The sequence below is a fragment of the Xylophilus sp. GOD-11R genome, from assembly GCF_033546935.1.
Taxonomy (GTDB): domain Bacteria; phylum Pseudomonadota; class Gammaproteobacteria; order Burkholderiales; family Burkholderiaceae_C; genus Xylophilus.
Window position 1 is genome coordinate 3,566,126 of record NZ_CP137854.1, and the last position, 21,870, is coordinate 3,587,995.

Here is a 21,870-nt window from a genome sequence, read left to right on the forward strand (position 1 = left end):
GCCGTGGGTCTTTGTTCGGTCTGCGTTTTTGATCGCGGCACCCTTCACTACCCGCCGGCAACCCCGATGGATGCAGCCTTGGCGAACCCTTACCTTCGGTAGCAGGGTCGCGGGTAAACCCCATTCCCATCCGCTGCACGATCGGGCAACACCCGAGCGAAACATTCGCTTCGACCCGATGCGACAATCCGCGCCTTTCGAGCCCTGGCGCCGCCGCCCGCGCCACCTTTGCCGTGATCGTTCGACCCCGCCCCCACTGGATCCACCTTCTGTTCGTACGGCGCGGCTCGCTCATCCGGCTGATCTGGCAGCAGCAGTTGTTCATCGTGCTGTGGTCCTGCGCGGTGGTCTGGGTGCACGGCCAGCTGTTTCTCTTCAAGGTCACGCTCAATTCCAGCCCGTTCTCGCTGATGGGCGTGGCGCTGGCGATCTTCCTGGGCTTTCGCATCAACGCCAGCTACGACCGCTACTGGGAAGCTCGCAAGCATTGGGGCGCGGTGTTGGTGGAAGCGCGCAACCTGGCGCGACTGGCGCTGGCATCCATCGCGCCGCCGCAGGACGTACGGCCCTTCGTGCTCGGTTTGATCGCCTTTGCCACCGGCATGCGCAACCAGCTGCGCGGCCAGCCGGCGGCCACCGGCACCGAAGGTCTGCTGCCGCCCGAGGTATGTCGCCAGCTCGAAGGCGCGCGTTCCGGCCCCACACTCACCTTGCTGTGGCTGGCGCGCTGGCTGCAGGACCGTCAGCGCGAGGGCTGCATCGACGGGCACAAGGCGCAGACCATGGACACCTCGCTCAACGCCCTGTCGATGGCTTTCGGCAGCTGCGAGCGCATCGCCAACACCCCCCTGCCCTTCACCTATTCGGTCATCCTGCACCGCAGCGCCTATGTGTATTGCACGCTGCTGCCCTTCGGCCTGGTCGATTCCATCGGCTGGATGACGCCGCTGGTGGTCTCCTTCGTGTCCTACACGTTCTTCGCGCTGGAGGCGCTGAGCGACGAGATAGAGGAGCCCTTCGGCCTGCGGGCCAACGATCTGGCGCTGGACGCCATGACCGCCGGTATCGAAGCCGGGCTGCGCGAGATGCTGGGCGAAGTGCCGCCGCCGCCGATGCGCCCCGACACGCAGTACCGGTTGAGCTGACGACGGCCATTGCCGGGACAAGAGTCGAGCGCTCTGCGGTATACAGCTTAAAAGCTGTATTTTTCGCCTACAGCTTTTGAACTGTTTTTTCAAAAAACAGCATAGGATATGTAAACCTACCGCTTCGAAAGCCGCCGTGCGCGAATACCCCGTGAGAACCGCAAGCCAGCTGCCCGGCTTGCTCAAGGCATATCGTCAGGAGTCGGGTTTGACGCAGTCTGAACTCGCCCGGCGCCTCGGCATCACCCAGCAGACGCTGTCCACCCTGGAGCGCAACGCAGCTAAGGTCAATGCCGACCGGCTGCTGCAGTTGCTCAATCTGCTCGGTGTGGAACTGGTGCTCCGCCGCCCGGCGCCCACCGACCTGGCACCCGCCGGCGATGAAGGACCGGCCTGGTGAACCGCCGCCGCTGCCTGGGCCTGTGGATGAACGGCGTTTTCGTCGGCACCTGGAGCCTGTCGCAACCGAGCGGCGAAACCCTGCAGTACGACACCGCTTGGGTCGCATCGGCCGAGGCACGGCCCCTGTCCCGCTCGCTGCCCATCATGCCGGGCAATCCGCCGCATCGCGGCGCAGTAGTCCACGATTACTTCGACAACCTGCTGCCCGACAGCAAGGACATCCGCGACCGGGTCGCCCGCCGCTGGCGCGCTGCCGGCACCGACGCCTTCGACCTGCTCGCGGAAATCGGCCGCGACTGCATCGGCGCGCTGCAGATCCTGCCCGAGGGGGCGGTGCCTGCCGGCATGGACACCGTCTCTGCATCGCCGCTGACTGAGTCCGAGGTCGCGCGCCTGCTGCGCGCCACTCTGGCGCCGACGCCACTGGGCCTGGCCGACGCCGAGGACTTCCGCATTTCGCTGGCCGGCGCCCAGGAAAAGACCGCCCTGCTCCAGCAAGACGGACGCTGGTGGCTGCCGCACGGCACCACGCCGACGACCCACATCCTGAAGCTGCCCATGGGCCTGATCGGCGGCCAGCAATACGACATGCGCGACTCGGTGCAGAACGAATGGCTGTGCTCGCGCATCCTGGCTGCGTACGGCATGCCGGTCGCGCCGTGTCGCGTCTGCCGATTCGAGGACCTCACCGTGCTCGCGGTCGAACGCTTCGACCGCGCATGGTGGACGACATCCACCGGCGAGCGCCGGCTGATTCGCCTGCCGCAGGAGGACCTGTGCCAGGCCACGGGCACACCGCCGTGGATGAAGTACGAAGCCGATGGTGGTCCGGGCATCGAGGCGATCATGGGTTTGCTGGCCGGTGCCATCGACCCGACCGCCGCGCGGCGCGTCTTCTTCCAGGCGCAGGTGCTGTTCTGGCTGCTCTGCGCCACCGACGGACATGCGAAGAATTTCTCGATCTTTTTGCGCCGGGGCGATGCCTACGCGCCCACGCCGCTCTACGACGTGCTGTCGGCCTATCCGCTGCTCGGCGAGGCTCCGGGCCGGCTGTCGCCGCACAAGGCGTCGATGGCCATGGCGGTCCGTTCGAAGAACGCCCACTGGAAGATGCGCGAGATCCTGCGCCGGCACTGGCTGGCGCTCGGCGAGCGCCACGGCGTCACGCTGCCCGGTGGCGGCGAGCCGGCCGAGGTGCTCGACGACCTGGTCAGCCGCACGCCGGGCGTGATCGACACGGTGCGTGCCGAGATTCCCGAGACCTTCCCGGCCGGGTTGGCGGACGCGATTCTGAAAGGGCTGGAACAGGCGGCGGTGCGACTCGCCGGCTGAGATCGAACGCCGTCATTCCGGTCGGTTAGACACCGCGAGGACCTCGCGCAGCGATACGTCCTCCAGCGAATACACACCGCGTGAAGCGCGCCAGACAAGCGACCTGTCCTGCAGCGCCTGGAGCGCGGCCTGGGTGGAGGTGACATCGAGCCGGCCCGCGGCTTCCTCGGGCTCGCCGGCCTGACGCAAGGCGTCGCGGTACTTTTCCAGCGTGGCCGCTTCGAAAGGCCGGTAATGGGTGCCCGCGTCGGCCAAAACACGCAGCACGGCGGACTGCAGTGGCGTCAGCGCATGGACCACCCGCAAGGTCTCGGCGATGGCGGCATCGATCTGTTCCTGCACGGCGGCGGCGAACCGCTGCGGCACGTCGTCGGCGGTCAGTTCGAGGTCGAAACGCAGGGAATCGGCGGCGGCCCCCAGAAGCTCCGGACGCCATCCGGCCTGTTCGAACAAAAGCCAGGCCGCCTCGGCCTCGATCGGGGCCGGCAATCCGACGTGCTGGCAAAACCACTGGATGTAGTCGCGGTCGAGATGCGGAAACGTCACGAGCGGCGCGCCGTAGAAGGCTTGGTCCTGGCTGTTGCGCAGCATGGCCAGCTTGTCGCGATTGGAGCCGGTACACACCAGCCGCAGGCCGAAATGCGTGCTGCTGTTGAGCTCGTCGCGCGCTGCCTTGAGGGCGAAAAGGCTGTCCATGCCCGCCTGGCTGGTCAATGCCTGCTGCGCCTCGTCGATCACGATCACCACCGGTTTGCGCAACTCGTCAGAGAGCGCGCCCAGCGCCTGGACCAGCGTCACATCGCGCCCGATGCCGATGATCGCTCAGGCGAGCTGACCGGCTTCCACGAACCGCCCCGACACCAGCTTCAGCCGCCGATTGCAGCGCTCGGCCAGCGCGGCATCGTGGGTCACCATCACGAAGGCCGTGTCGTGCTCGCGCGCCAGGCGCAGCATCAGGTCGAACACGCCATCGGCCGTGGAACGGTCGAGATTGCCGGTGGGCTCGTCGGCCAGCACGCAGGCCGGGCGGGTGACCAGCGCGCGGGCGATGGCCACGCGCTGGCGCTCGCCGCCCGACAGCTCGGCCGGTCGGTGCAACAAGCGCTCGCCCAATCCCACCTGCTGCAGCAAGGCGGTGGCAGCGGCCTCGCATTCGGGCCGGGTCTGGCGGCGGATGCGCAGCGGCATGCCGACGTTGTCGAGCGCGCTGAATTCCGGCAGCAGATGGTGGAACTGGTAGATGAAGCCCAGGCTGCGGTTGCGCAGCCGGCCCTGCGCGGCGGCATCGAGCTTGTCGAGGCGCTGGCCGAGCAGCGTGACCTCGCCGGCGGTAGGCGCGTCCAGCCCGCCGAGCAGGTGCAGCAGCGTGCTCTTGCCCGAGCCGCTGGCGCCGACGATGGCGATGGTTTCCCCGGCACGGATGTCGAGGTCGATGCCGTGCAGCACCGTCAGGTCGATGCGGCCGTCGACGAAGCGCTTGGACAGTCCGCGGGCGGACAGCACGGCCTGGCCGTGGGTGATGGTTTCACTCATAACGCAGGGCCTCGGCCGGGTTCACGCGGCTGGCGCGCCAGCTGGGATAGAGGGTGGCGACGAAAGCCAGCACCAGCGAGATGACCGCGATCGGCACGATGTCGGCCTCCTGCGGCTCGCTCGGCATGCGGCTGATGAGATAGACGTCCTTGGGCAGGAAGCTCGCGTGGAACAGTTGCTCCAGCGCCGGCACGATGACGTCGATGTTGAAGGCGATCAGCAGACCCAGCCCCAGGCCCGCCAGCGTGCCGATGACGCCGACCATGGCGCCCTGCACCACGAAGATGCCCATGATGCTTTTCGGGCTGGCGCCGAGCGTGCGCAGGATCGCGATGTCGGCGCGTTTGTCGGTCACCGTCATCACCAGGGTGGAGACCAGGTTGAAGGCCGCCACCGCCACGATGAGCGTGAGGATGATGAACATCATGCGTTTCTCGACCTGCACGGCCGCGAACCAGGTCTTGTTCTGCTGGGTCCAGTCGCGCACGAAGACTTCGCCGCTCAGGCTGTTGGCCAGTTCCTGAGCCACTTCCGGGGCCCGGTGCAAATCGCGCAGCTTCAGGCGCACGCCGCTCGGGCCTTCGAGTCGGAAGATGCGCGCGGCGTCTTCCTCGTGGATCAGCGCCAGGGCCGAGTCGTATTCGAAGTGGCCCGAATCGAAGGTGCCGACCACCGTCATCTGCTTGAGCCGCGGCACCACGCCGGCCGGCGTCACCTGGCCGTTGGGCGACACCAGCGTGACCGGATCGCCCACCCGCACGCCCAGGGCGCGCGCCAGTTCGATGCCGAGCACCACGCCGAACTGGCCCGGCACGAGCTTGTCGAGCACGCCGGGCGCGGTGGCCGTGCCGAGGTCGGTCACCTCGCTCTCGTGCGCCGGGTCGATGCCGCGGATCAGCGTGCCGCGCATGTCCTCGCCACGCGCGATGAGCGCCTGCGCTGCGATGAAGGTGGCCGCGCCGACCACCTCGGGGTTGCGGCGCGCTTCGGCCATGGTCTTGGCGGCGTCGGGCAGCGCGCCGCCGGCGGGCGCGAAGATCTCGATGTGCGAGACCACCGACAGCATGCGGTCGCGCACCTCCTTCTGGAAGCCGTTCATCACCGACAGCACGATGATCAGCGCCGCCACGCCGAGCGCGATGCCCAGCATGGACACGCCCGAGATGAAGTTGATGAAACCGTTGCGCCGGGTGGCCCGGCCGGCGCGGGTGTAGCGCCAGCCCAGGACCAGCTCGTAGGGAAGTTGCATGGAGAAAAGGTGGAGTGCTCGTGGATGCTCGGGCGGCCGCCCCGGCACACGGCGGGAGCCGGCGCGACGGAAGGCGCAGGCATTGTGATCGAAACGGTCATGACCCTGGTGTCCGACTGCAAGCCGCGCCCGATGGGACAATCCGGGCGATGCATCTTCTCGTTCCGTACGCCAGCGCCCTGGCCCCGGCCTGCGAGGCCGCCCAGCAAAACCTCGCGCTGCCGAACCTGCAGCGCCTGCTGGCGCGGTTGGCCCTGTCGACGGCCGACGAGGCCGACGAATTCAACCCCACGCCGCCGCATGAACGTGCCCTGGCGCGTTTGCGCGGCCTGCCCGCCATGCCCGGTCGCCAGCCCTGGGCCGCGCTGGCGCTGGCCGACGCGGGCCAGGCACCCGGCGGCGACGCCTGGGCCTGGATCACACCCTGCCACTGGCAGATCGCGCCCGACCACATCAGCATGACCGATCCGGCCGCGCTCGGCCTGACCGAGGCCGAGTCGCGCGCGGTACTGGCACTGGTGTCGCCGTATTTCGCCGAAGACCGCATCACGCTCGACTACCGCTCGCCCACCACCTGGCTGGCGCGCGGCGACATCTTCCGCGACCTGCCGAGCGCCTCGCTCGACCGCGTCACCGGCCGCAGCATCGACCTGTGGATGCCCGACGGCCCCGCCGCCCGGCCGCTGCGAAGGCTGCAGACCGAGTTTCAGATGCTGCTCTACACCGACCCGATGACCGACGAACGCAACGCCCGCGGCCTGGCCGCCGTCAACGCCTTCTGGATCAGCGGCACCGGCGCCCTGCCCGAAGGCATACGGCCGGCGCCGGCCGCGCTGGTGGTGCCGCAGGGCCTGCGCGAAGCCGCACTGCACGAGAACTGGGCCGCCTGGCGCCAGGCCTGGCAGGAGATCGACGCCGGCGCCTGCGCCGACGCCCTGCGCGCACTGGACGCCGGCGAGCCGGTCACGCTCACCCTCTGCGGCGAACGCGCGGCACTCGAGTTCACCCCATCGAAACCGACGCTGTCGCAACGCCTGCGCGGCCTCTTCGGCGCCAAGGCCGGCCTGCAGGACTGGACGGCCCGCTTATGAAGATCATCGACCGCGACGTGCCGCCGCGCAGCGCCTGGGCGCTGGAGCAGGCCGGCGTGCATCCGCTGCTGGCGCGGCTCTACGCGGCGCGCGGCGTGCGCCACCAGGACGAACTCGACGACGGCCTCGCCCGCCTGCTGCCGCCCGCCGGCCTGCTCGGCGCGGCCCAGGCCGCCGTGCTGCTGGCCGACGCCATTCGCGACGACCGGCGCATCTGCATCGTGGCCGACTACGACTGCGACGGCGCCACCGCCTGCGCGGTCGCGGTGCGCGGGCTGCGACTGCTCGGCGCCCGCCACGTCGACTACCTGGTACCCGACCGCGTGGTCGACGGCTACGGCCTCACCGCCACCATCGCCCAGCGCGTGGCCGAGCGCGGCTGCGACCTGCTGGTCACCGTCGACAACGGCATCGCCAGCGTGGAAGGCGTGGCCTTCGCGCAATCGCTCGGCCTGCAGGTGCTGGTCACCGACCACCATCTGCCCGGGCCGGTGCTGCCGACGGCAGAAGTGCTGGTCAACCCGAACCAGCCCGACTGCGGCTTCGACAGCAAGTGCATCGCCGGCTGCGGCGTCATGTTCTACGTGCTGCTGGCGCTGCGGGCCGAGCAACGCCAGCGCGGCGTGTACACCGAGCAACCCCAACCCAAACTCGACGCGCTGCTGCCGCTGGTGGCGCTGGGCACCGTGGCCGACGTGGTCAAGCTCGACGCCAACAACCGCCGGCTCGTAGCCCAGGGCCTGGCGCGCATCCGGCGCGGCGCGATGCAGCCCGGCATCGCGGCATTGTTCGAGGCGGCCGGCCGCAAGGCGCCGGCCGCGACGGCCTTCGATTTCGGCTTCGCGCTCGGGCCGCGCATCAACGCCGCGGGTCGCCTGGCCGACATGACGCTGGGCATCGAATGCCTGCTCACCGAAGACCGCGCCCGCGCCGACGAACTCGCCCGCATGCTCGACACCATCAACCGCGAACGGCGCGACATCGAAGGCGGCATGCGCGACGACGCCATGGCCATGGCCGAGACACTGTTCGCCGCCGGCGGCCTGGACAGCCCGCCGGGCGCCATCTGCGTGTTCGGTGCGGACTTCCACGAAGGCGTGGTCGGCATCGTCGCCTCGCGCCTGAAGGACAAGCTGCACCGGCCCACCTTCGTCTTCGCCGCCAGCGCCGCGCCCGGCAAGGAGATGGAACTCAAAGGCTCGGGCCGGTCGATTCCAGGTTTTCACCTGCGCGACGCGCTCGACCTGGTCGCCAAGCGACATCCGGGCGTGCTGCTCAAGTTCGGCGGCCATGCCATGGCGGCGGGCTGCACCATTGCCCGGGAGCACTTCGAGACGTTTCGCGATGCGCTCGCGCAGGTCGCCGACGAATGGCTGGACGAAGCCACGCTCACCCGCCGCCTCGAAACCGACGGCCCGCTGGCGCCCGAATACCGGCGCGCCGAGATGATCGACACGCTGCACACCGCCGTCTGGGGCCAGGGCTTCGCCGCGCCCACCTTCGCCGAGGAGGTGCAGGTGGTGAGCCAGCGGCTGGTGGGCGAGCGGCACCTGCAGCTGAAACTGCTGCACCAGGGCCAGCCGGTGGACGGCATCTGGTTCGGGCGCACCGAGGTGCTGCCGGCACGGGTGCGTCTGGCGTTCCGGCTCGACGTGAACGAGTGGCGGGGCGAGCGGAAGGTGCAGTTTCTGGTGGAGGCGGCGGAACTTTGACCTGGCCTCCATGCGACGCCGACGCGGTCTTGCGGCCACCGTCGACGCCGCCGGCCTAAAATGCACGGGTGCCTACCTTCCAAAACGCCGACCTCCATTGCCACTCCGTGGTCTCCGACGGCACCCTCACGCCCGAAGCGCTGGCAGCCCGGGCCAAGGGCAACGGGGTCGAGCTCTGGGCACTCACCGACCACGACGAGATCGGCGGCCAGCACCGCGCCGCTGCCGCTGCCCGAGCGGTCGGCCTGCCCTACCTGACCGGCGTGGAGATCTCGGTCACCTTCGCGGATGAGACCGTGCACATCGTGGGCCTGGGCTTCGACGCCGACGACCCGGCCATCGTGCAAGGCCTGGCCGACACCCGCGGCGGTCGCGAGAAGCGCGCACGCGAGATGAGCGAGCAGCTCGCCAAGGTCGGCATCGACAGCGCCTACGAAGGCGCGCTGCGCTACGTCGGCAACCCGGAACTCATTTCCCGCACCCACTTCGCGCGCTACCTGGTCGAGGCCGGTTACTGCAAGGACACGCCGGAAGTCTTTCGCAAATACCTCACCGACAACAAGCCCGGCTTCGTGCCTCACCGCTGGGCGACGCTCTCCAACGCCGTGGGCTGGATCACCCAGGCAGGCGGTGTCGCGGTCATCGCCCATCCGGGCCGCTACAAGTTTTCGGCCACGGCCGAATACGCGCTGTTCAGCGAATTCAAGCAGCACGGCGGCAAGGGCGTGGAAGTGGTCACCGGCAGCCACACGCCGCCGGAATACATCGTCTATGCCGACATGGCCCGCGAATTCGGGCTGGCCGCCTCGCGCGGCAGCGACTTCCACAGCCCGGACGAATCGCACACCGACCTGGGCAAGCTGCCCTATCTGTCGCAGGATCTCCCCACCGTGTGGGACCTGCTGGCAGACCGCATCCAGTGAGCCCCGCGCTCGCGGGAATCGCTTGCGCGGTGCTGGCCACCGCCTGTTTCGCCACCCTCGACAGCAGCATGAAGTACATGGGCGCGACGCTGCCCCTGTTCACCGTCGTCTGGATCCGTTATGCGGTGCAGGCGGTGGTGGTGAGCGCCGCGATCCTGCCCTCGCGCGGTCTGGCGGCGCTGCGCACCGAGCATCCGCGTTTTCAGTGTCTGCGCGGCGTGCTGCTGATGTCCACCAGCATCCTCGGCTTCTTCAGCCTGCGCCACATGCCGGTGGGCGAGTTCACCGCCGTGGTCATGGTCACGCCGCTGGCCATCACCGTGCTGGCCGGCATGGTGCTGCACGAGAAGGTGTCCGCGCTGCGCTGGATGCTGGTGGCGCTGGGCTTCGCCGGCACGCTGGTGGTGTTGCGCCCGGGCAGCGAAGCCTTCCAATGGGCCACGCTGCTGCCGCTGGCGCTGGTCGGCTGCAACGCCTGGTTCCAGGTGCTCACCAGCAAGCTCGCCCGCACCGAGGATCCGATCACGATGCAGTTCTACAGCGGCTGGGTGGGCACGGCCTTGCTGTCCCTGATGCTGCCGCTGGGCTGGAAGATGCCGGGCGACTGGCTGACCTGGGTCAAGCTGATCGCCATGGGGCTGGCCGGCACCGTCGGCCACTACCTGCTGACCATCGCCTATCGCCGCGCGCCGGCGGCCACGCTCATGCCCTTCTTCTATGCGCAGATCGGCTTCGCCGTGGTGGCCGGCTACCTGCTGTTCAGCCACGTGCCGGATTCGGTCGCGGTGGCGGGCATCGTGCTGATCGCCTTGTCGAGCGCGGCCGGCGCCTGGCTCACGGTGCGCGAGAGCCGGATAGTCGTACAGCCCGCAGAGGCTTGACGCGCAAGGGACAATCCTCCCCATGGCCCAGTACTTCGAACTTCATCCCGACAACCCGCAGGCGCGGCTGATCAAGCAGGCCGTCGCCCTGCTGCAGCGCGGCGGCGTGGCGGCGATTCCCACCGATTCCAGCTATGCGCTGGCCTGCCAGCTCGACGACCGTGACGCGGTGGAGCTGATGCGCCGCATCCGCCAGGTCGACGACAAGCACCACCTCACCCTGCTCTGCCGCGACCTGAGCGAGCTCTCCAGCTACGCCAAGGTCGACAACCGGCAGTACCGGCTGCTCAAGGCCGCCACGCCCGGCGCCTACACCTTCCTGCTCGAAGCCACCAAGGAAGTGCCGCGCCGGGTGAGCCATCCGCAACGCAAGACCATCGGCCTGCGCGTGCCCGACCACAAGGTGCTGCAGGCACTGCTGGCCGAACACGGCGCGCCGCTGCTGGCCACCACCTTCATTCCACCCGGCGAGGACGAGCCGCTCAACGACGCCGCCGAGATCCGGTCGCGCTACGAGAAAGTGCTGGCCGCCGTGGTGGACGCCGGCGCCTGCAACCTGGAGCCGACCACCGTGGTCGACCTCACGCCCATGGACGGCGGCGACGACCCGGTCGTGATCCGCCAGGGCCGGGGCAGCCTGGAAGCGCTGGGCCTGCAGGGCTGACACAATCGCCCGGTGGACATCTCTCAACTGATTCAGACCGTACTGGTCAATGCGCTGCCGCTGCTCTTTGCGATCACGGTGCACGAGGCGGCCCACGGTTATGCCGCGCGCCGCTTCGGCGACGACACCGCCATGCGCATGGGCCGGCTCACCCTTAACCCGCTGCGGCACATCGACCCGATCGGCACGGTGATCATGCCGGCGATCATGTTCTTCGCCACCGCCGGCTCCTTCGCCTTCGGCTATGCCAAGCCGGTGCCGGTCAATTTCGACCGGCTGCGAAATCCGCGCCGCGACATGGTGCTGGTCGCGCTGGCCGGTCCGGCGTCCAATTTCATCCAGGCCTTTCTGTGGGCGGTTTTCCTGCTGGCGCAGCTCGGTTTCGGGGTGCAGGAGCGCTTCTTCCTGGAGATGGCGCAGTCGGGCATTCGCTGGAACCTGGTCATGTGGGCCTTCAACCTGTTCCCGCTGCCGCCGCTCGACGGCGGGCGGGTGTTGTCCGGCCTGCTGCCGCCCCGTGCGTCGGCGGCGCTCGACCGCATCGAGCCCTACGGATTCTTCATCGTCATGGGCCTGGTCGTCGTCGGCGTGGTCAGCGCGTTCTGGATGGTGCCGCTGATCGGCCTCGGCGAAAGCGTGCTCAAGCTGATGCTGATGCCCATCGCTTCGCTGGTGCGCTAGGGTTCACCGCCACGCCAGCGCCACCCGGCGGATTCCCTTCTTTCCTGCGACATCGTTTTTTCTCCCATGAGCATCCAACGCGTTCTCACCGGCATCACCCCCACCGGCACGCCGCACCTCGGCAACTACGTCGGCGCCGTCCGGCCAGCCATCGCGGCCAGCCGCGAGCCGGGTGTCGAGAGCTTCTATTTCCTGGCCGACTACCACGCGCTGATCAAGTGCGACGACCCAGCGCGCATCCAGCGCTCCACGCTGGAGATCGCCGCGACGTGGGTGGCTTCCGGGCTCGACCCCGAGCGCGTCACCTTCTACCGCCAGTCCGATATTCCGGAGATTCCGGAACTCAACTGGATGCTCGGCTGTGTCACCGGCAAGGGTCTGCTCAACCGTGCGCATGCCTACAAGGCGCAGGTCGACAAGAACGCCGCCGCCGGTGCCGAGCCCGATGCCGACGTGAGCGCGGGCCTTTTCATGTATCCGGTGCTGATGGCCGCCGACATCCTGATGTTCAAGGCGCACAAGGTGCCGGTCGGCCGCGACCAGGTGCAGCACATCGAGATGGCGCGCGACATCGCCTCCAGCTTCAACCACCTCTACGGCGAGCACCTGGTGCTGCCCGAAGCGGTGATCGAAGCCTCCGTCGCCACCCTGCCCGGCCTCGACGGCCGCAAGATGAGCAAGAGCTACGACAACACGATTCCGCTGTTTTTGCCGCGCGACGAGCTCAAGCGGCGCATCGGCGGCATCCTCACCGACTCGCGCGCACCCGGTGAGCCCAAGGAAACCGAGGGCTCGGCCCTGTTCCAGATCTTTCAGGCCTTCGCCGCCGAAGACGAAACCGCCGCGCTGCGCCAGGCCTACGCCGAGGGCATCTCCTGGGGCGACGCCAAGCAGAAGCTGTTCGAGCGCATCGACCGTGAAGTCGCTCCGATGCGCGATGCGTACGAAGCGCTCATCGCCCACCCTGCCCGGCTCGAAGACCTGCTGCAGGCCGGCGCCGCCAAGGCGCGCCGCACGGCCACGCCGCTGATCGGCGAACTGCGTCATGCCGTCGGCCTGCGCCGCCTCGCCGCGGCCAGCGTGCCGCAGACGCAGCAACAAAAACCGGCCCGCGCCGCGCTGCCCACCTTCAAGCAGTACCGCGAAGCCGACGGCCAATTTCATTTCAAGCTGCAGGACGGCCGGGGCCAGTTGCTGATCCAGAGCCGGGGCTATGCGGCGCCGCGCGAGGCCGCGCAGGCCATGGCCGCCTTGCAGGTGCCGGGCGCCGATCTCACGGCCCTGCTGGCCGACGCGGTGGACGACGCCGTGCCGGCCGATCCGGCCGCGGTGGCCGACGCGCTGCAACTGCTGCTGGCGGCCCGCGAGGGCTGACCTCGCCCCGGGCGGGCCGCCTACAGCATCCACTCGCTGGCGCCCGACGTGCGCCGCCCGCGCCGCTGGCCAGACTCACCGCATTCCATACCGATGCAGGAGAGACAACGTGAGCCAGCCAGCCAAAACCCAGAACCCGGTCGACGAAACACCGCGCGCCGGTGAAATCACCGGCGGTAACCGGGGCGCCCTTTCCGGTCGCGACGACGACCAGAGTCGCGCGATCGGTCAGGACAATCCCTTGGTCGAGGGCAGCCGCCAGGGCCGCGAGCGCAACAAGCAGAGCCTCGACAAGGACTTGCCGGGTGATTCCGACAAGGCCATCTAACAGCTGTAGGCCGACACGCCGTCGACCCACGGCGTTACGTCCTGCAACTACCAATCAGGTACGAAGTTCCAATCGAAATCTGCCCGGTTAAGGAGCCTGTCATGCGCCGACCGTTACACAAAGCTTTTGCCGTTTTCTCCGCCACTGTGTTGGTTGCGGTGTCAGCCGCAGCTGCGGTGTTGCTGCCTGATCAGGCTGCCGAGGCGACCGATCTGGGCATCATCCAGATCGATCAGCTCTTCGGCCCGGGCACGTTCGAGCGCTGAGCGATCGTCAAAAAAGGCCTTCCGGATTCAGCCCTCGGCGGGCTTGTCCGATTTCTCCTGTCGAAATTGCGCCATCGCCATCAGTTGCTCGTCGCGCCACTGCACCCGCTGCTCCCACTGCTCGAGCGGCAACAATTCGCGGCGCTGCGTGGCTACCTTGCCGACCAGTTCCGGCGTCCACGGATCGTGCTGACCGCGTGACGCCCCCATGCGCTCGTAGGCCGGGCCCATCTTGGCGGCATGGCTTTCGATGCCACCCCGCGTGTTGAGGTCCACCGTCTCGAACGGGCCGATGAAGCTCCAGCGCAACCCCAGCCCGTCGCGCATCACGGTGTCGATGTCTTCCACGCTGGCCACGCCGTCGCGCACCAGGCAATAGGCCTCGCGCAGCACCGCGCCCTGCAGGCGGTTGAACAGAAAACCCTCGATTTCCTTGCGCACGATCACCGGCTTCATGCCGACCGAGGCGAAGATCGCCCGGCACCGCACCAGCGCGTCCGCATCGGTGAAGTCGGCCGGCACCAGTTCGATCACCGGAATGAGATACGGCGGATTGCCCGGGTGCGCCACCATGCAACGGCCGCGGCCCGGCAGTTCGGCGCAATAGGCCGATGCCGGCAGCGCTGACGATGCGCTGCACAGCACCGCATCGGCCGGCGCAAAGGTGTCGAGTGCGGTGAACACCTGCTTCTTGACGTCGGCGCGTTCGGGCGCGCATTCGATCGCCAGCGCGATGCCCGCGGCGGCCACTTCGACCGAATCGACCGTCTCGACGCGGGCGAGCAGCGCATCGACGGGCTCGTTCAACAGGCCGCGTTGCAGCAGCATGTCGCAACGCTCGCGCAATTCTGCGGGCACCAGTCGCCGCCGCTCGGCCGACGGATCCTGCACCCGCACCTGCCAGCCGGCGCGCGCCAGCACTAGCGCGAAGGCGACTCCGATGCTGCCGCCGCCGATGACGGCGGCGACTCGATGGATGGGACTGGCGGGCGCGGCGAGAGTCATGAAAAAGGCTTCCGAAAACGGTGGAAAGAGGAGCCTTCGATTATGTCGACGCACCCCGAAGCCTGCTGCCGACGGCGCCGACACGGCCCGCTCAGCGCAACCGGGCGGCGTCGACCTCGTCGCTTCCGATGCGCACCGCCTCCACAGGCCGCACCAGCGCTCGCATCTCGGTCAGCAGCCCCGTCACCTGCTGGGCATGCCGTTGCTCGTCGCTCTCGCGCCAGAGCGCCTGCTGTTTGCGCAGCCAGAGCTTGTCTTTCTGGGAGCGCTGACGTTGCTCGAAAGCCTGCTCCGCGAAGCCCTGCTCCAGCACCTCGCGCATCGGCGCCAGCCAGCGCGCCATGAGCCGGCCCGGCGTCGCCCACCACCAGAGCACCGTCGCGGTCGCGGCACCGCCCAGCGCGGCGAGCGCTCCCACGACCAGGAGCAACCAGATCTCGACGGTCTGCGTCATGCGGTCCTCTCGGGGTGATGGGCGGCGGCTGCGGTGACGAATGGCGATGAAGGCATGGACTGGCTCGCTGGTGATTCCCTGGTCGGCCCGGCCTCCAACGGCTGCCGTCCAAAATCAGGGAGCGAGAAATTCTAGAAGTGCCCGTCCCCGTTTCAGCCCGGTTTGCCGATGTGTTTCCCTCGCGGCCAAATGAATCCCGGCAAAACCATTTGAAACTTCAAGCGGGACGAAAACCGTCCGCGTCGTCCTCGCGGCTCGCCGAAACCGCACGCCAGAAATCGCCGTTGAGATGCGCCCGCGGGTTGTCCGAACGCTCCACCATGCCGACCTCGCGGTAGAAGGTGTCTGCGCCCAGGGATACCTCCCGCACCCGCGCGCCGATCACCCGCAGCGTCGCCGTTTTCGGCAGGATCGCCACTCCCGCACCGCGCGCCACCAGCAGGCCGATCGCCTCGATGGAATCGGTCTCCATCGATTCGCGCACGGCGTAGCGCTGGCGGCGCAGAAAGCGCTCGACCAGGCTGCCGCCGTGGGACAGCCGGTCGTAGCGGATGAACGGCAGATTCGCCAGCAGCCAGGCCACGTCGTCGGAGCGTTCGGCCTCGGGCACGATCAACACGAAAGGCTCCTGGCGCAGCGGCTGCCAGCGCAGCGCGCCTTCGAGCGGATACGCCGGCTTGACGATCAGCGCGCAGTCGAGCCGCTGCTTCTCCACCAGCGCGACCAGCTCCACCGACGTGCCCGGCGTGAGGTGCACCTCCACATTAGGAAAGCGCTCGCGGAACACCGCCATCGCATCGACCACGTTGCCCAGCAGCTCGGTGGTGATGGCGCCGGCACGCAGCGTGCCGGTCACGTCGGCATCGGCCACGCCGCCGGCCATCTGGCCGAACAGCGCCACGATGCTTTCCGCGTGCACCAGCGCCCGGCGGCCCTGCTCGTTGAGCACCGCCGTGCGCCCGGCGCGGTCGAACAGCTCGACGCCCAGCGCTTCTTCGAGCTTGCGCATCTGCACGCTGACCGCCGACTGCGTAAGCCCCAAGCGGTCGCCGGCGGCGGCAAAGGTGCCGTGGCGCGCCACGGCGGCCAGGGTTTGCAGATGGCGAATCAAGCCCGACCGCCTTTCGAATCATTCACATCTTTCATGCATTCACCCAATAACTTTCGTATTTGCATGAAGAATACTCTTTAACATTTCACTTTTCGCCCGCTGCGCCAACCGTCTCGCCCATGCCCACGAACCCACATGCCCCCATCGCCCTCTGTTGCAGCCACGTCGAGGGTGCCACCTGGGAGGCGGGCTTGCGCGCCGCCCTGCCGGACGCCGCTCTCAGCGTGTGGCCGGTCGCAGCGCCGGATGCCGAATACGCCATCGTCTGGTCGCCCACGCAGGACTTCCTGGACGCCCACCCCCAACTCCGGCTGATCTTCAACATGGGTGCCGGCGTCGACGCGCTGATGCGCCTGCGCCTGCCGCCGAACGCCCGCATCGTCCGCATCGAAGACGGCGGCATGGCGGTGCAGATGGCCGACTACGTCTGCCATGCGCTGCTGCGCCATTTCCGCGAGTTCGACCGGTATGCCGCCAGCGCCGCTAGCAGCGCCTGGGCACCGCGCGCGCCGCGTGACCGTCGCGATTTCCCCGTCGGTGTGATGGGCCTGGGCGCCCTGGGCCAGCGCGTGGCCCGCACCGTCGCGGCCTTCGACTTTCCGGTGCTGGGCTGGAGCCAGTCGCCCAAGTCGATCGAAGGCGTGACCTGCCTGGCCGGCGCCGACGAGTTCGATCGCTTCCTGTCGCAGACCCGGGTGCTGGTCTGCCTGCTGCCGCTCACGCCTGCCACCGAAAACATCCTGAACTACGCCAGCCTGTCTCGCCTGAAAGCCGGCGGCTACCTGATCAACGTCGCACGCGGCGCGCAACTGGTCGAGGAAGACCTGCTGCGCCTGATCGACGAAGGCCACATGGCCGGCGCCACGCTCGACGTGACCCGCGTCGAGCCGGCGCCGCCGGAACACCCCTTCTGGCACCGCCCCGAAATCGAACTGACGCCGCACATCGCCGCCCAGACCGTGGTGCGCGAAGCGATCGCGCAGATCGCCGCCAAGATCGCCGCCGGCCTGGATGGCGCGGCGCCCAGCGGTGTCGTCGATCCGTCGCGCGGCTACTGACCCTCTGATTCCCCAGCATTCACGCCAAAGAAAACAGCCCCATGCAATCGATCTTCCACTTCGCCTTCAACATCACCGACCTCGACCGTGCACGCGAGTTCTACGGCAAGGTCCTCGGCTGCCGCGAAGGCCGCAGCACCGACACCTGGGTCGACTTCGACTTCTTCGGCCACCAGATCTCGCTGCACCTCGGCCAGCCCTTCTCCACCGCCGCCACCGGCCGTGTGGGCGACAAGATGGTGCCCATGCCACACTTCGGCCTGATCCTGGCCCTGCCCGAATGGCAGGCCATGGCCGACCGCCTCACCGCCGCCGGCACCGACTTCGTGCTGGCGCCGCAAGGCCGTTTCCTCGGCGAGCCGGGCGAGCAGTGGACGATGTTCTTCCTCGACCCGTTCGGAAACCCGATCGAGATCAAGGGCTTCCGCGACCTCGAAGCCGTCTACGCGACCTAAGCCGCCGCCGGCGGGCGTGGCTCGGGCTTGCGCGGCTCGGTGCCTTCGGCGCTGGGCGCCACGCCGTCCGGGTGGATCGCCGAGTCGGCCGAGTCGAGGCCCGAGCCCGGGTCTTCCTCGCCTGCGGCGGACTCGTGCAGTTCGTGGGGTTTGGGGTTTTGCCTGGAGGTGTTCATCGCGCGAGCATGATCTCGCCGCTCCGGCCGCAGCGTAGGACCGCGCCGAAGCTACACTGCCCGCCCTTTCCCCTACGGGCTTCCTGCATGGCCGTCGAGATCGAACGCAAATTCCTGGTCCGCGACCCCTCCGTCGTCGCCGGCCTCGCCGGCACGCGCATGGGCCAGGGCTATATCGCCGACAACGGCATGTGGGTGCGGGTGCGCATCGCCGGCGACACCGGCTGGCTCACGCTCAAGGGTCCGACACGCGGCATGTCGCGCGCCGAATTCGAATACCAGATTCCCCTGGCCGACGCGCAGCAGTTGCTGGCCGAACACTGCGCCCACGGTTCGCTCACCAAGGTGCGCTACATCGTGACGGTGGACGGTTTCGACTTCGAGGTGGACGTATTCGACGGACCGCTCGCCGGACTGGTGATCGCCGAGGTCGAACTCGCCAGTGAGGCCATCGAGCCGCCCCGTCCCGCCTGGCTGGGCGCCGAGGTGACGGACGACCGGCGCTACACCAACGCACAGCTCGCCAAGACCCGCACGGTGCCGACACCGGCAGAGGACTGAGCGGGCCCTTCTCCCGGCGCTCCTACAACGCACCCCGTCGCACGCCGACGGAGCACACGGCAATGCGGCGCTAACTTGGATGGCCCCTCACCCGACCCGCGAAGCGACAACGCCGATGCCCGATCCGAACCCCGGCGAAACCCTGTCCCGACTGCAGCGCCAGCACGGCGCCGAACTGCGGCTTTCCCGACTGCTCGACGCCCATCTGGATGAGCTTCCCCTTCCGGGCGCCGGCCGCACCCTCGACCGCTGGCGATGGCTCGCCGCCGTCGCGGCCTGCGACCTTTCCCTGGTCAAGCTCTTCGAAGGCCACACCGATGCACTGGCCATCCTGGCCGAGCTCGGCGGCCCCGACGTGCCACCGGGCAGCGCCTGGGGCACCTGGTGCGCCGAGCCGCCGGATGCACGACTGGAATTTCGGCCCGACGGCGACGATGGCCGGCTGCGCATCGACGGCACCAAGGCCTGGTGCTCGGGCGCTGCCAGCGTCGACCACGCCCTGGTCAGCGGCTGGGACGCCGACGGCCGACCCTGCCTGGCCGCCGTCGCGCTGCGGCAGCCTGGCGTTCGGGTGACCGACACCGGCTGGCAGGCCGTCGGCATGGCCGGCAGCGCCAGCGTCAACGTGTGTTTCGACCGCGCCGTGGGCCAGGCGGTCGGCGGCCCGGGCGACTACACCGCGCGGCCCGGCTTCTGGCAGGGCGGCATCGGCGTGGCGGCTTGCTGGTTCGGCGGCGCGCAGGCCATCGCCGACATGGCAATGGAACAATCACGCGGCCGGAGCGACCCGCACCGGCTGGCGCACCTCGGCGAGATAGACGTGGCCCTGTCGGGCGCCGCCGCCGTGCTGCGCGAGGCCGCCGCGGCGATCGACTCACATCCCCAGGCCAATGCCCAAGAACTCGCATTGCGCGCCCGCCTGGTAGTGGAAGCCGCCTGCGACGCGGTGCTGCGCCACGCCACCCGGGCGCTCGGCGCCGGGCCGCTGTGTCGAAACGCCCGCTTCGCGCGGCTGGTGGCCGACCTGCCGGTCTACCTGCGGCAAAGCCACGCCGAACGCGACCTGGCCGCGCTCGGGCAGGGCACGGTCGACAGCGGAGGAGCCCGCCCATGGACGCTCTGAACGAGAACACCCGCTTCATCGACGCCAGCGACGGCACCCCCGAATCCGTATGGCTGCACGCCCCCGGACTGGACGCGATCCCGGCCGTCGATCCGCAGACACTGGTGCCGGCCGGATCACGCGCGGTAGTGGTGGCGCCGCATCCGGATGACGAGGTGCTGTCCGTCGGCGGCCTGATGGCCGAACTTTCCGCGGCGGGCCGCGAGATCTGCGTCGTCGCCGTGACCGACGGCGATGCCAGCCACCCCGGATCGAGCCTGTGGAGCGCGAGTGAACTCGCCTGCGTGCGCCGCCACGAGACCCGCATCGCCCTGCGCCGACTCGGTTTGCAGCACGAGGCGATACGGCTCGGCCTGCCCGATGGAGGCCTGCAGGCGCGGCGCGAAGAACTCGCCGACCAGATCGCCGCGCTGCTGCAGCCGAACGACGTGGTCTTCTGCACCTGGCGCCTGGACGGCCACCCGGACCACGACGCCACCGGAGAAGCCTGCGCCACGGCGACATCGCGCGCCGGAGCCAAGCTGATCGAAGTGCCGGTATGGGCGTGGCACTGGTCCAGGCCGGGCGATCCGCGCCTGCCCTGGGCGCGCGCTTTGCGCCTGCCGCTCGGCGCCGATGCGGTGCGGCGCAAACGCGAGGCCGTTACCGCCTTTCGCAGCCAGCTAGAACCCGACGTCACCACCGGCGCGCCGCCGATCCTGCGCGCCAGCACCGTCGCGCGCGCGTCGCGGCCCTTCGAGATCGTCTTCGCATGAACATCTCGCCTACGGCCAAGCACAGCTATTTCACCGACCTGTACCGGGCGAGCGACGACCCCTACGCGGTGCGCACCCGCTGGTACGAGCAACGCAAGCGCCAGCTGCTGCTGGCCTCGCTGCCGTCGCCGTCGTATGCCAACGCCTTCGAACCCGGCTGCGGCGTGGGTGAGCTGACCGTGGGCCTGGCGGCCCGCTGCACGCGTTTGCTGGCGAGCGATTTCACGGAAGACGCCGTGCAGATCGCGCGACAGCGCACGGCGCCGCTCACCAACGTCGAGGTGATCCGCCAGACCCTGCCCGCCGACTGGCCGCACCCGTCCGCGCCCTTCGACCTGATCGTGCTGAGCGAGATGGGCTACTTCCTCGACGCTGATTCGTGGGCGCAGGTGGTCGACGCGATCCGGACCAGCCTCGCACCCGGCGGCACGCTGGTCGCCTGCGACTGGTTACCGGATTTCGCTGAGCGCGCCCAACCGACCCGCGCACTGCACGCCGCCTTGGACGGGCTCGGCCTGCACACGCTGGTGCGGCACGAGGAGGCCGACTTCCTGCTGCGCGTCTGGAGCGCGGACGAGCGCTCGGTCGCACAGCGCGAACGCATCCGCTGAAGCCGCGGCCTCAGCTCTCCTGGTTCTTGCGCAGGCCGCGGATGTTCATCGCCGCCAGGCAGACCTGCAGCGCCATCAACGCCAAGGCCTGGGCATGCAGGCCCCAGCCGATCCACAGCACGTTGCTCGCCAGGAATACCCAGAACCCGATCTTGCGTTTGCGCTCGACATCCGAGGCCACCAGCCAGGCCGCCGCCACCGAAGCGGCGAAGGCGAACCACTGCAGCACGTTGTAGAAGGAATCGTCCATCCGTTCAGGCACCGACCGGCACAACGGCAGACAAGGCCTTGGCCGATGCGTCGGCCAGCCGCTGCGACACCGCGCCGATCAGTGCGTCGGCAAATCCGCCCACCGCCCGCGCCTGCCGGCGGGCACTGGTGGTCACCCGCGGCCGGGCGCTCCAGGCGATGTTGGCGCCGGCCGCCTGCAGGGCATCGACCAACGCCACGTCCTCGCTGCAGGCCATGGGCCGGAAGCCGCCGACGCGCCGATACGCCTCGGCCGCCACACCCAGGTTGGCGCCGTGCACATGCCGATGCCCGTCGCGGTCGAAATAGGTGAGCTCGAAATGCGCCCGCAGCAGGTCGGCGTGTTCGCCGTGCGGCGACCAGTCGTCCACGCCGACCGTGCCGCAGACCGCGTCGGCCCGCAGTGCGAGCTGCTCGGCCAGCCAGTCCGCCTGCACGCAGCTGTCGGCATCGGTGAACGCCAGCCAGCGCGCGCCAAGCGCCAGCAAGGCTTCGGCACCTGCTGCGCGCGCCGCGCCCACGTTGCGCAGATCGGCCGACAGACAGATCGCACCGCGCCGTGCGGCGATCACGCCGGTGGCGTCGGTGCAGCTGTCGAGCACGACCACGATCTCCACCGCCTCGCCCTGCAGCGCCGGATGCGTGGCCGCCTCGCGCGCGGCATGCAGGCAGTCGTCGATGGTGTCTTGTTCGTTGTGCGCGGGGATGACGATGCCGAGCATGGTGCGCTT

Annotated in this window: 27 protein-coding genes; 18 read left to right on the plus strand and 9 right to left on the minus strand. The window is 69.0% G+C overall.

The features are described 5' to 3' along the window. Window positions 1-233: 233 nt before the first annotated feature. The 3 genes from R9X41_RS16515 to R9X41_RS16525 all read left to right on the plus strand — a co-directional run bounded on the left by R9X41_RS16515 (window position 234) and on the right by R9X41_RS16525 (window position 2,879). The gene (locus R9X41_RS16515; protein ID WP_318631529.1) at window positions 234-1,145 is read left to right on the plus strand and encodes a bestrophin family protein; all 912 of its coding nucleotides are present in this window, start codon (window positions 234-236) and stop codon (window positions 1,143-1,145) included. A gap of 208 nt (window positions 1,146-1,353) precedes the next feature. Beyond that, window positions 1,354-1,545 carry a helix-turn-helix domain-containing protein gene (locus tag R9X41_RS16520; RefSeq protein ID WP_412556618.1) on the plus strand — a complete coding sequence of 64 codons (192 nt, stop codon included), beginning with the start codon at window positions 1,354-1,356 and terminating at the stop codon, window positions 1,543-1,545. Window positions 1,546-1,571: 26 nt separating this feature from the next. Further along, on the plus strand, window positions 1,572-2,879 hold the full coding sequence (locus tag R9X41_RS16525) for a type II toxin-antitoxin system HipA family toxin (protein WP_318635261.1): 1,308 nt from the start codon (window positions 1,572-1,574) through the stop codon (window positions 2,877-2,879). 12 nt (window positions 2,880-2,891) lie between these two features. On the opposite strand, the gene R9X41_RS16530 is transcribed toward R9X41_RS16525, so the two are convergent. The 3 genes from R9X41_RS16530 to R9X41_RS16540 are packed head-to-tail and all read right to left on the minus strand — an operon-like array spanning window position 2,892 to window position 5,661. Next, window positions 2,892-3,677 (minus strand): ATP-binding protein, encoded by a 786-nt coding sequence (locus R9X41_RS16530; RefSeq protein WP_318631531.1) that lies wholly within the window; start codon window positions 3,675-3,677, stop codon window positions 2,892-2,894. Between the two features lie 24 nt (window positions 3,678-3,701). Then, window positions 3,702-4,412: a lipoprotein-releasing ABC transporter ATP-binding protein LolD gene (gene lolD, locus R9X41_RS16535; RefSeq protein WP_318631532.1), complete on the minus strand. Its 711-nt coding sequence runs from the start codon at window positions 4,410-4,412 to the stop codon at window positions 3,702-3,704. Further along, complete coding sequence (locus R9X41_RS16540) at window positions 4,405-5,661, minus strand: lipoprotein-releasing ABC transporter permease subunit (RefSeq protein WP_318631533.1); 1,257 nt, start codon at window positions 5,659-5,661, stop codon at window positions 4,405-4,407. The genes lolD and R9X41_RS16540 overlap by 8 nt, the downstream gene beginning before the upstream one ends. Window positions 5,662-5,810: 149 nt before the next feature. On the opposite strand from R9X41_RS16540, the gene R9X41_RS16545 reads away from it, so the two are divergent. From R9X41_RS16545 to R9X41_RS16585, 9 genes are all read left to right on the plus strand, one after another. Further along, window positions 5,811-6,752, plus strand: a complete 942-nt coding sequence (locus R9X41_RS16545; RefSeq protein WP_318631534.1) for a phosphoglycerate mutase — start codon at window positions 5,811-5,813, stop codon at window positions 6,750-6,752. Then, window positions 6,749-8,464, plus strand: coding sequence for a single-stranded-DNA-specific exonuclease RecJ (recJ, locus tag R9X41_RS16550; RefSeq protein WP_318631535.1), 1,716 nt, complete (start codon window positions 6,749-6,751; stop codon window positions 8,462-8,464). The genes R9X41_RS16545 and recJ overlap by 4 nt, the downstream gene beginning before the upstream one ends. A gap of 68 nt (window positions 8,465-8,532) precedes the next feature. After that, a complete protein-coding gene (locus tag R9X41_RS16555; RefSeq protein WP_318631536.1) occupies window positions 8,533-9,387 on the plus strand; it encodes a 3',5'-nucleoside bisphosphate phosphatase in 855 nt (284 codons plus the stop codon). Further along, entirely contained in the window at window positions 9,384-10,268 is an 885-nt protein-coding gene (locus tag R9X41_RS16560) for a DMT family transporter (RefSeq protein WP_318631537.1), read from the plus strand. The genes R9X41_RS16555 and R9X41_RS16560 overlap by 4 nt, the downstream gene beginning before the upstream one ends. A gap of 22 nt (window positions 10,269-10,290) precedes the next feature. After that, window positions 10,291-10,932 carry an L-threonylcarbamoyladenylate synthase gene (locus R9X41_RS16565; RefSeq protein WP_318631538.1) on the plus strand — a complete coding sequence of 214 codons (642 nt, stop codon included), beginning with the start codon at window positions 10,291-10,293 and terminating at the stop codon, window positions 10,930-10,932. A gap of 12 nt (window positions 10,933-10,944) precedes the next feature. Then, the gene (locus tag R9X41_RS16570; RefSeq protein WP_318631539.1) at window positions 10,945-11,613 is read left to right on the plus strand and encodes a site-2 protease family protein; all 669 of its coding nucleotides are present in this window, start codon (window positions 10,945-10,947) and stop codon (window positions 11,611-11,613) included. A 66-nt stretch (window positions 11,614-11,679) separates the two neighbouring features. Further along, entirely contained in the window at window positions 11,680-12,987 is a 1,308-nt protein-coding gene (locus R9X41_RS16575; RefSeq protein WP_318631540.1) for a tryptophan--tRNA ligase, read from the plus strand. 109 nt (window positions 12,988-13,096) lie between these two features. Continuing rightward, window positions 13,097-13,315 carry a hypothetical protein gene (locus R9X41_RS16580; RefSeq protein ID WP_318631541.1) on the plus strand — a complete coding sequence of 73 codons (219 nt, stop codon included), beginning with the start codon at window positions 13,097-13,099 and terminating at the stop codon, window positions 13,313-13,315. A gap of 101 nt (window positions 13,316-13,416) precedes the next feature. Beyond that, a complete protein-coding gene (locus tag R9X41_RS16585; protein WP_318631542.1) occupies window positions 13,417-13,581 on the plus strand; it encodes a hypothetical protein in 165 nt (54 codons plus the stop codon). 27 nt (window positions 13,582-13,608) lie between these two features. Here R9X41_RS16585 and R9X41_RS16590 read toward each other — a convergent pair whose 3' ends face one another. The 3 genes from R9X41_RS16590 to R9X41_RS16600 all read right to left on the minus strand — a co-directional run bounded on the left by R9X41_RS16590 (window position 13,609) and on the right by R9X41_RS16600 (window position 16,151). Then, the gene (locus tag R9X41_RS16590; protein ID WP_318631543.1) at window positions 13,609-14,586 is read right to left on the minus strand and encodes a 3-hydroxyacyl-CoA dehydrogenase; all 978 of its coding nucleotides are present in this window, start codon (window positions 14,584-14,586) and stop codon (window positions 13,609-13,611) included. A gap of 91 nt (window positions 14,587-14,677) precedes the next feature. Then, window positions 14,678-15,040 (minus strand): hypothetical protein, encoded by a 363-nt coding sequence (locus R9X41_RS16595; RefSeq protein ID WP_318631544.1) that lies wholly within the window; start codon window positions 15,038-15,040, stop codon window positions 14,678-14,680. 217 nt (window positions 15,041-15,257) lie between these two features. Further along, entirely contained in the window at window positions 15,258-16,151 is an 894-nt protein-coding gene (locus tag R9X41_RS16600; protein ID WP_318631545.1) for a LysR family transcriptional regulator, read from the minus strand. A 119-nt stretch (window positions 16,152-16,270) separates the two neighbouring features. On the opposite strand from R9X41_RS16600, the gene R9X41_RS16605 reads away from it, so the two are divergent. Then, the gene (locus R9X41_RS16605) at window positions 16,271-17,209 is read left to right on the plus strand and encodes a 2-hydroxyacid dehydrogenase (RefSeq protein ID WP_318631546.1); all 939 of its coding nucleotides are present in this window, start codon (window positions 16,271-16,273) and stop codon (window positions 17,207-17,209) included. Between the two features lie 41 nt (window positions 17,210-17,250). Next, window positions 17,251-17,664, plus strand: coding sequence for a VOC family protein (locus R9X41_RS16610; RefSeq protein ID WP_318631547.1), 414 nt, complete (start codon window positions 17,251-17,253; stop codon window positions 17,662-17,664). Here R9X41_RS16610 and R9X41_RS16615 read toward each other — a convergent pair. After that, complete coding sequence (locus tag R9X41_RS16615; RefSeq protein ID WP_318631548.1) at window positions 17,661-17,840, minus strand: hypothetical protein; 180 nt, start codon at window positions 17,838-17,840, stop codon at window positions 17,661-17,663. The two genes, R9X41_RS16610 and R9X41_RS16615, sit on opposite strands and share 4 nt — an antisense overlap. 87 nt (window positions 17,841-17,927) lie before the next feature. Between R9X41_RS16615 and R9X41_RS16620 the strand changes: the two genes are divergently transcribed. The 4 genes from R9X41_RS16620 to R9X41_RS16635 all read left to right on the plus strand — a co-directional run bounded on the left by R9X41_RS16620 (window position 17,928) and on the right by R9X41_RS16635 (window position 20,890). Further along, a complete protein-coding gene (locus R9X41_RS16620; protein ID WP_318631549.1) occupies window positions 17,928-18,401 on the plus strand; it encodes a CYTH domain-containing protein in 474 nt (157 codons plus the stop codon). A 115-nt stretch (window positions 18,402-18,516) separates the two neighbouring features. After that, window positions 18,517-19,524 carry an acyl-CoA dehydrogenase family protein gene (locus tag R9X41_RS16625; RefSeq protein ID WP_318631550.1) on the plus strand — a complete coding sequence of 336 codons (1,008 nt, stop codon included), beginning with the start codon at window positions 18,517-18,519 and terminating at the stop codon, window positions 19,522-19,524. Further along, window positions 19,512-20,279 carry a PIG-L deacetylase family protein gene (locus R9X41_RS16630; protein ID WP_318631551.1) on the plus strand — a complete coding sequence of 256 codons (768 nt, stop codon included), beginning with the start codon at window positions 19,512-19,514 and terminating at the stop codon, window positions 20,277-20,279. The genes R9X41_RS16625 and R9X41_RS16630 overlap by 13 nt, the downstream gene beginning before the upstream one ends. Continuing rightward, window positions 20,276-20,890, plus strand: coding sequence for a class I SAM-dependent methyltransferase (locus R9X41_RS16635; RefSeq protein WP_318631552.1), 615 nt, complete (start codon window positions 20,276-20,278; stop codon window positions 20,888-20,890). Before R9X41_RS16630 ends, R9X41_RS16635 begins: the two co-directional genes overlap by 4 nt. 10 nt (window positions 20,891-20,900) lie before the next feature. Here the strand turns inward: R9X41_RS16635 and R9X41_RS16640 are convergent, their stop codons facing one another. Together R9X41_RS16640 and R9X41_RS16645 are read right to left on the minus strand one after the other, a co-directional pair. Beyond that, window positions 20,901-21,140, minus strand: a complete 240-nt coding sequence (locus R9X41_RS16640; protein WP_318631553.1) for a hypothetical protein — start codon at window positions 21,138-21,140, stop codon at window positions 20,901-20,903. Between the two features lie 4 nt (window positions 21,141-21,144). Next, window positions 21,145-21,861 carry a glycosyltransferase family 2 protein gene (locus R9X41_RS16645; protein WP_318631554.1) on the minus strand — a complete coding sequence of 239 codons (717 nt, stop codon included), beginning with the start codon at window positions 21,859-21,861 and terminating at the stop codon, window positions 21,145-21,147. Between the last annotated feature and the right edge of the window lie 9 nt (window positions 21,862-21,870).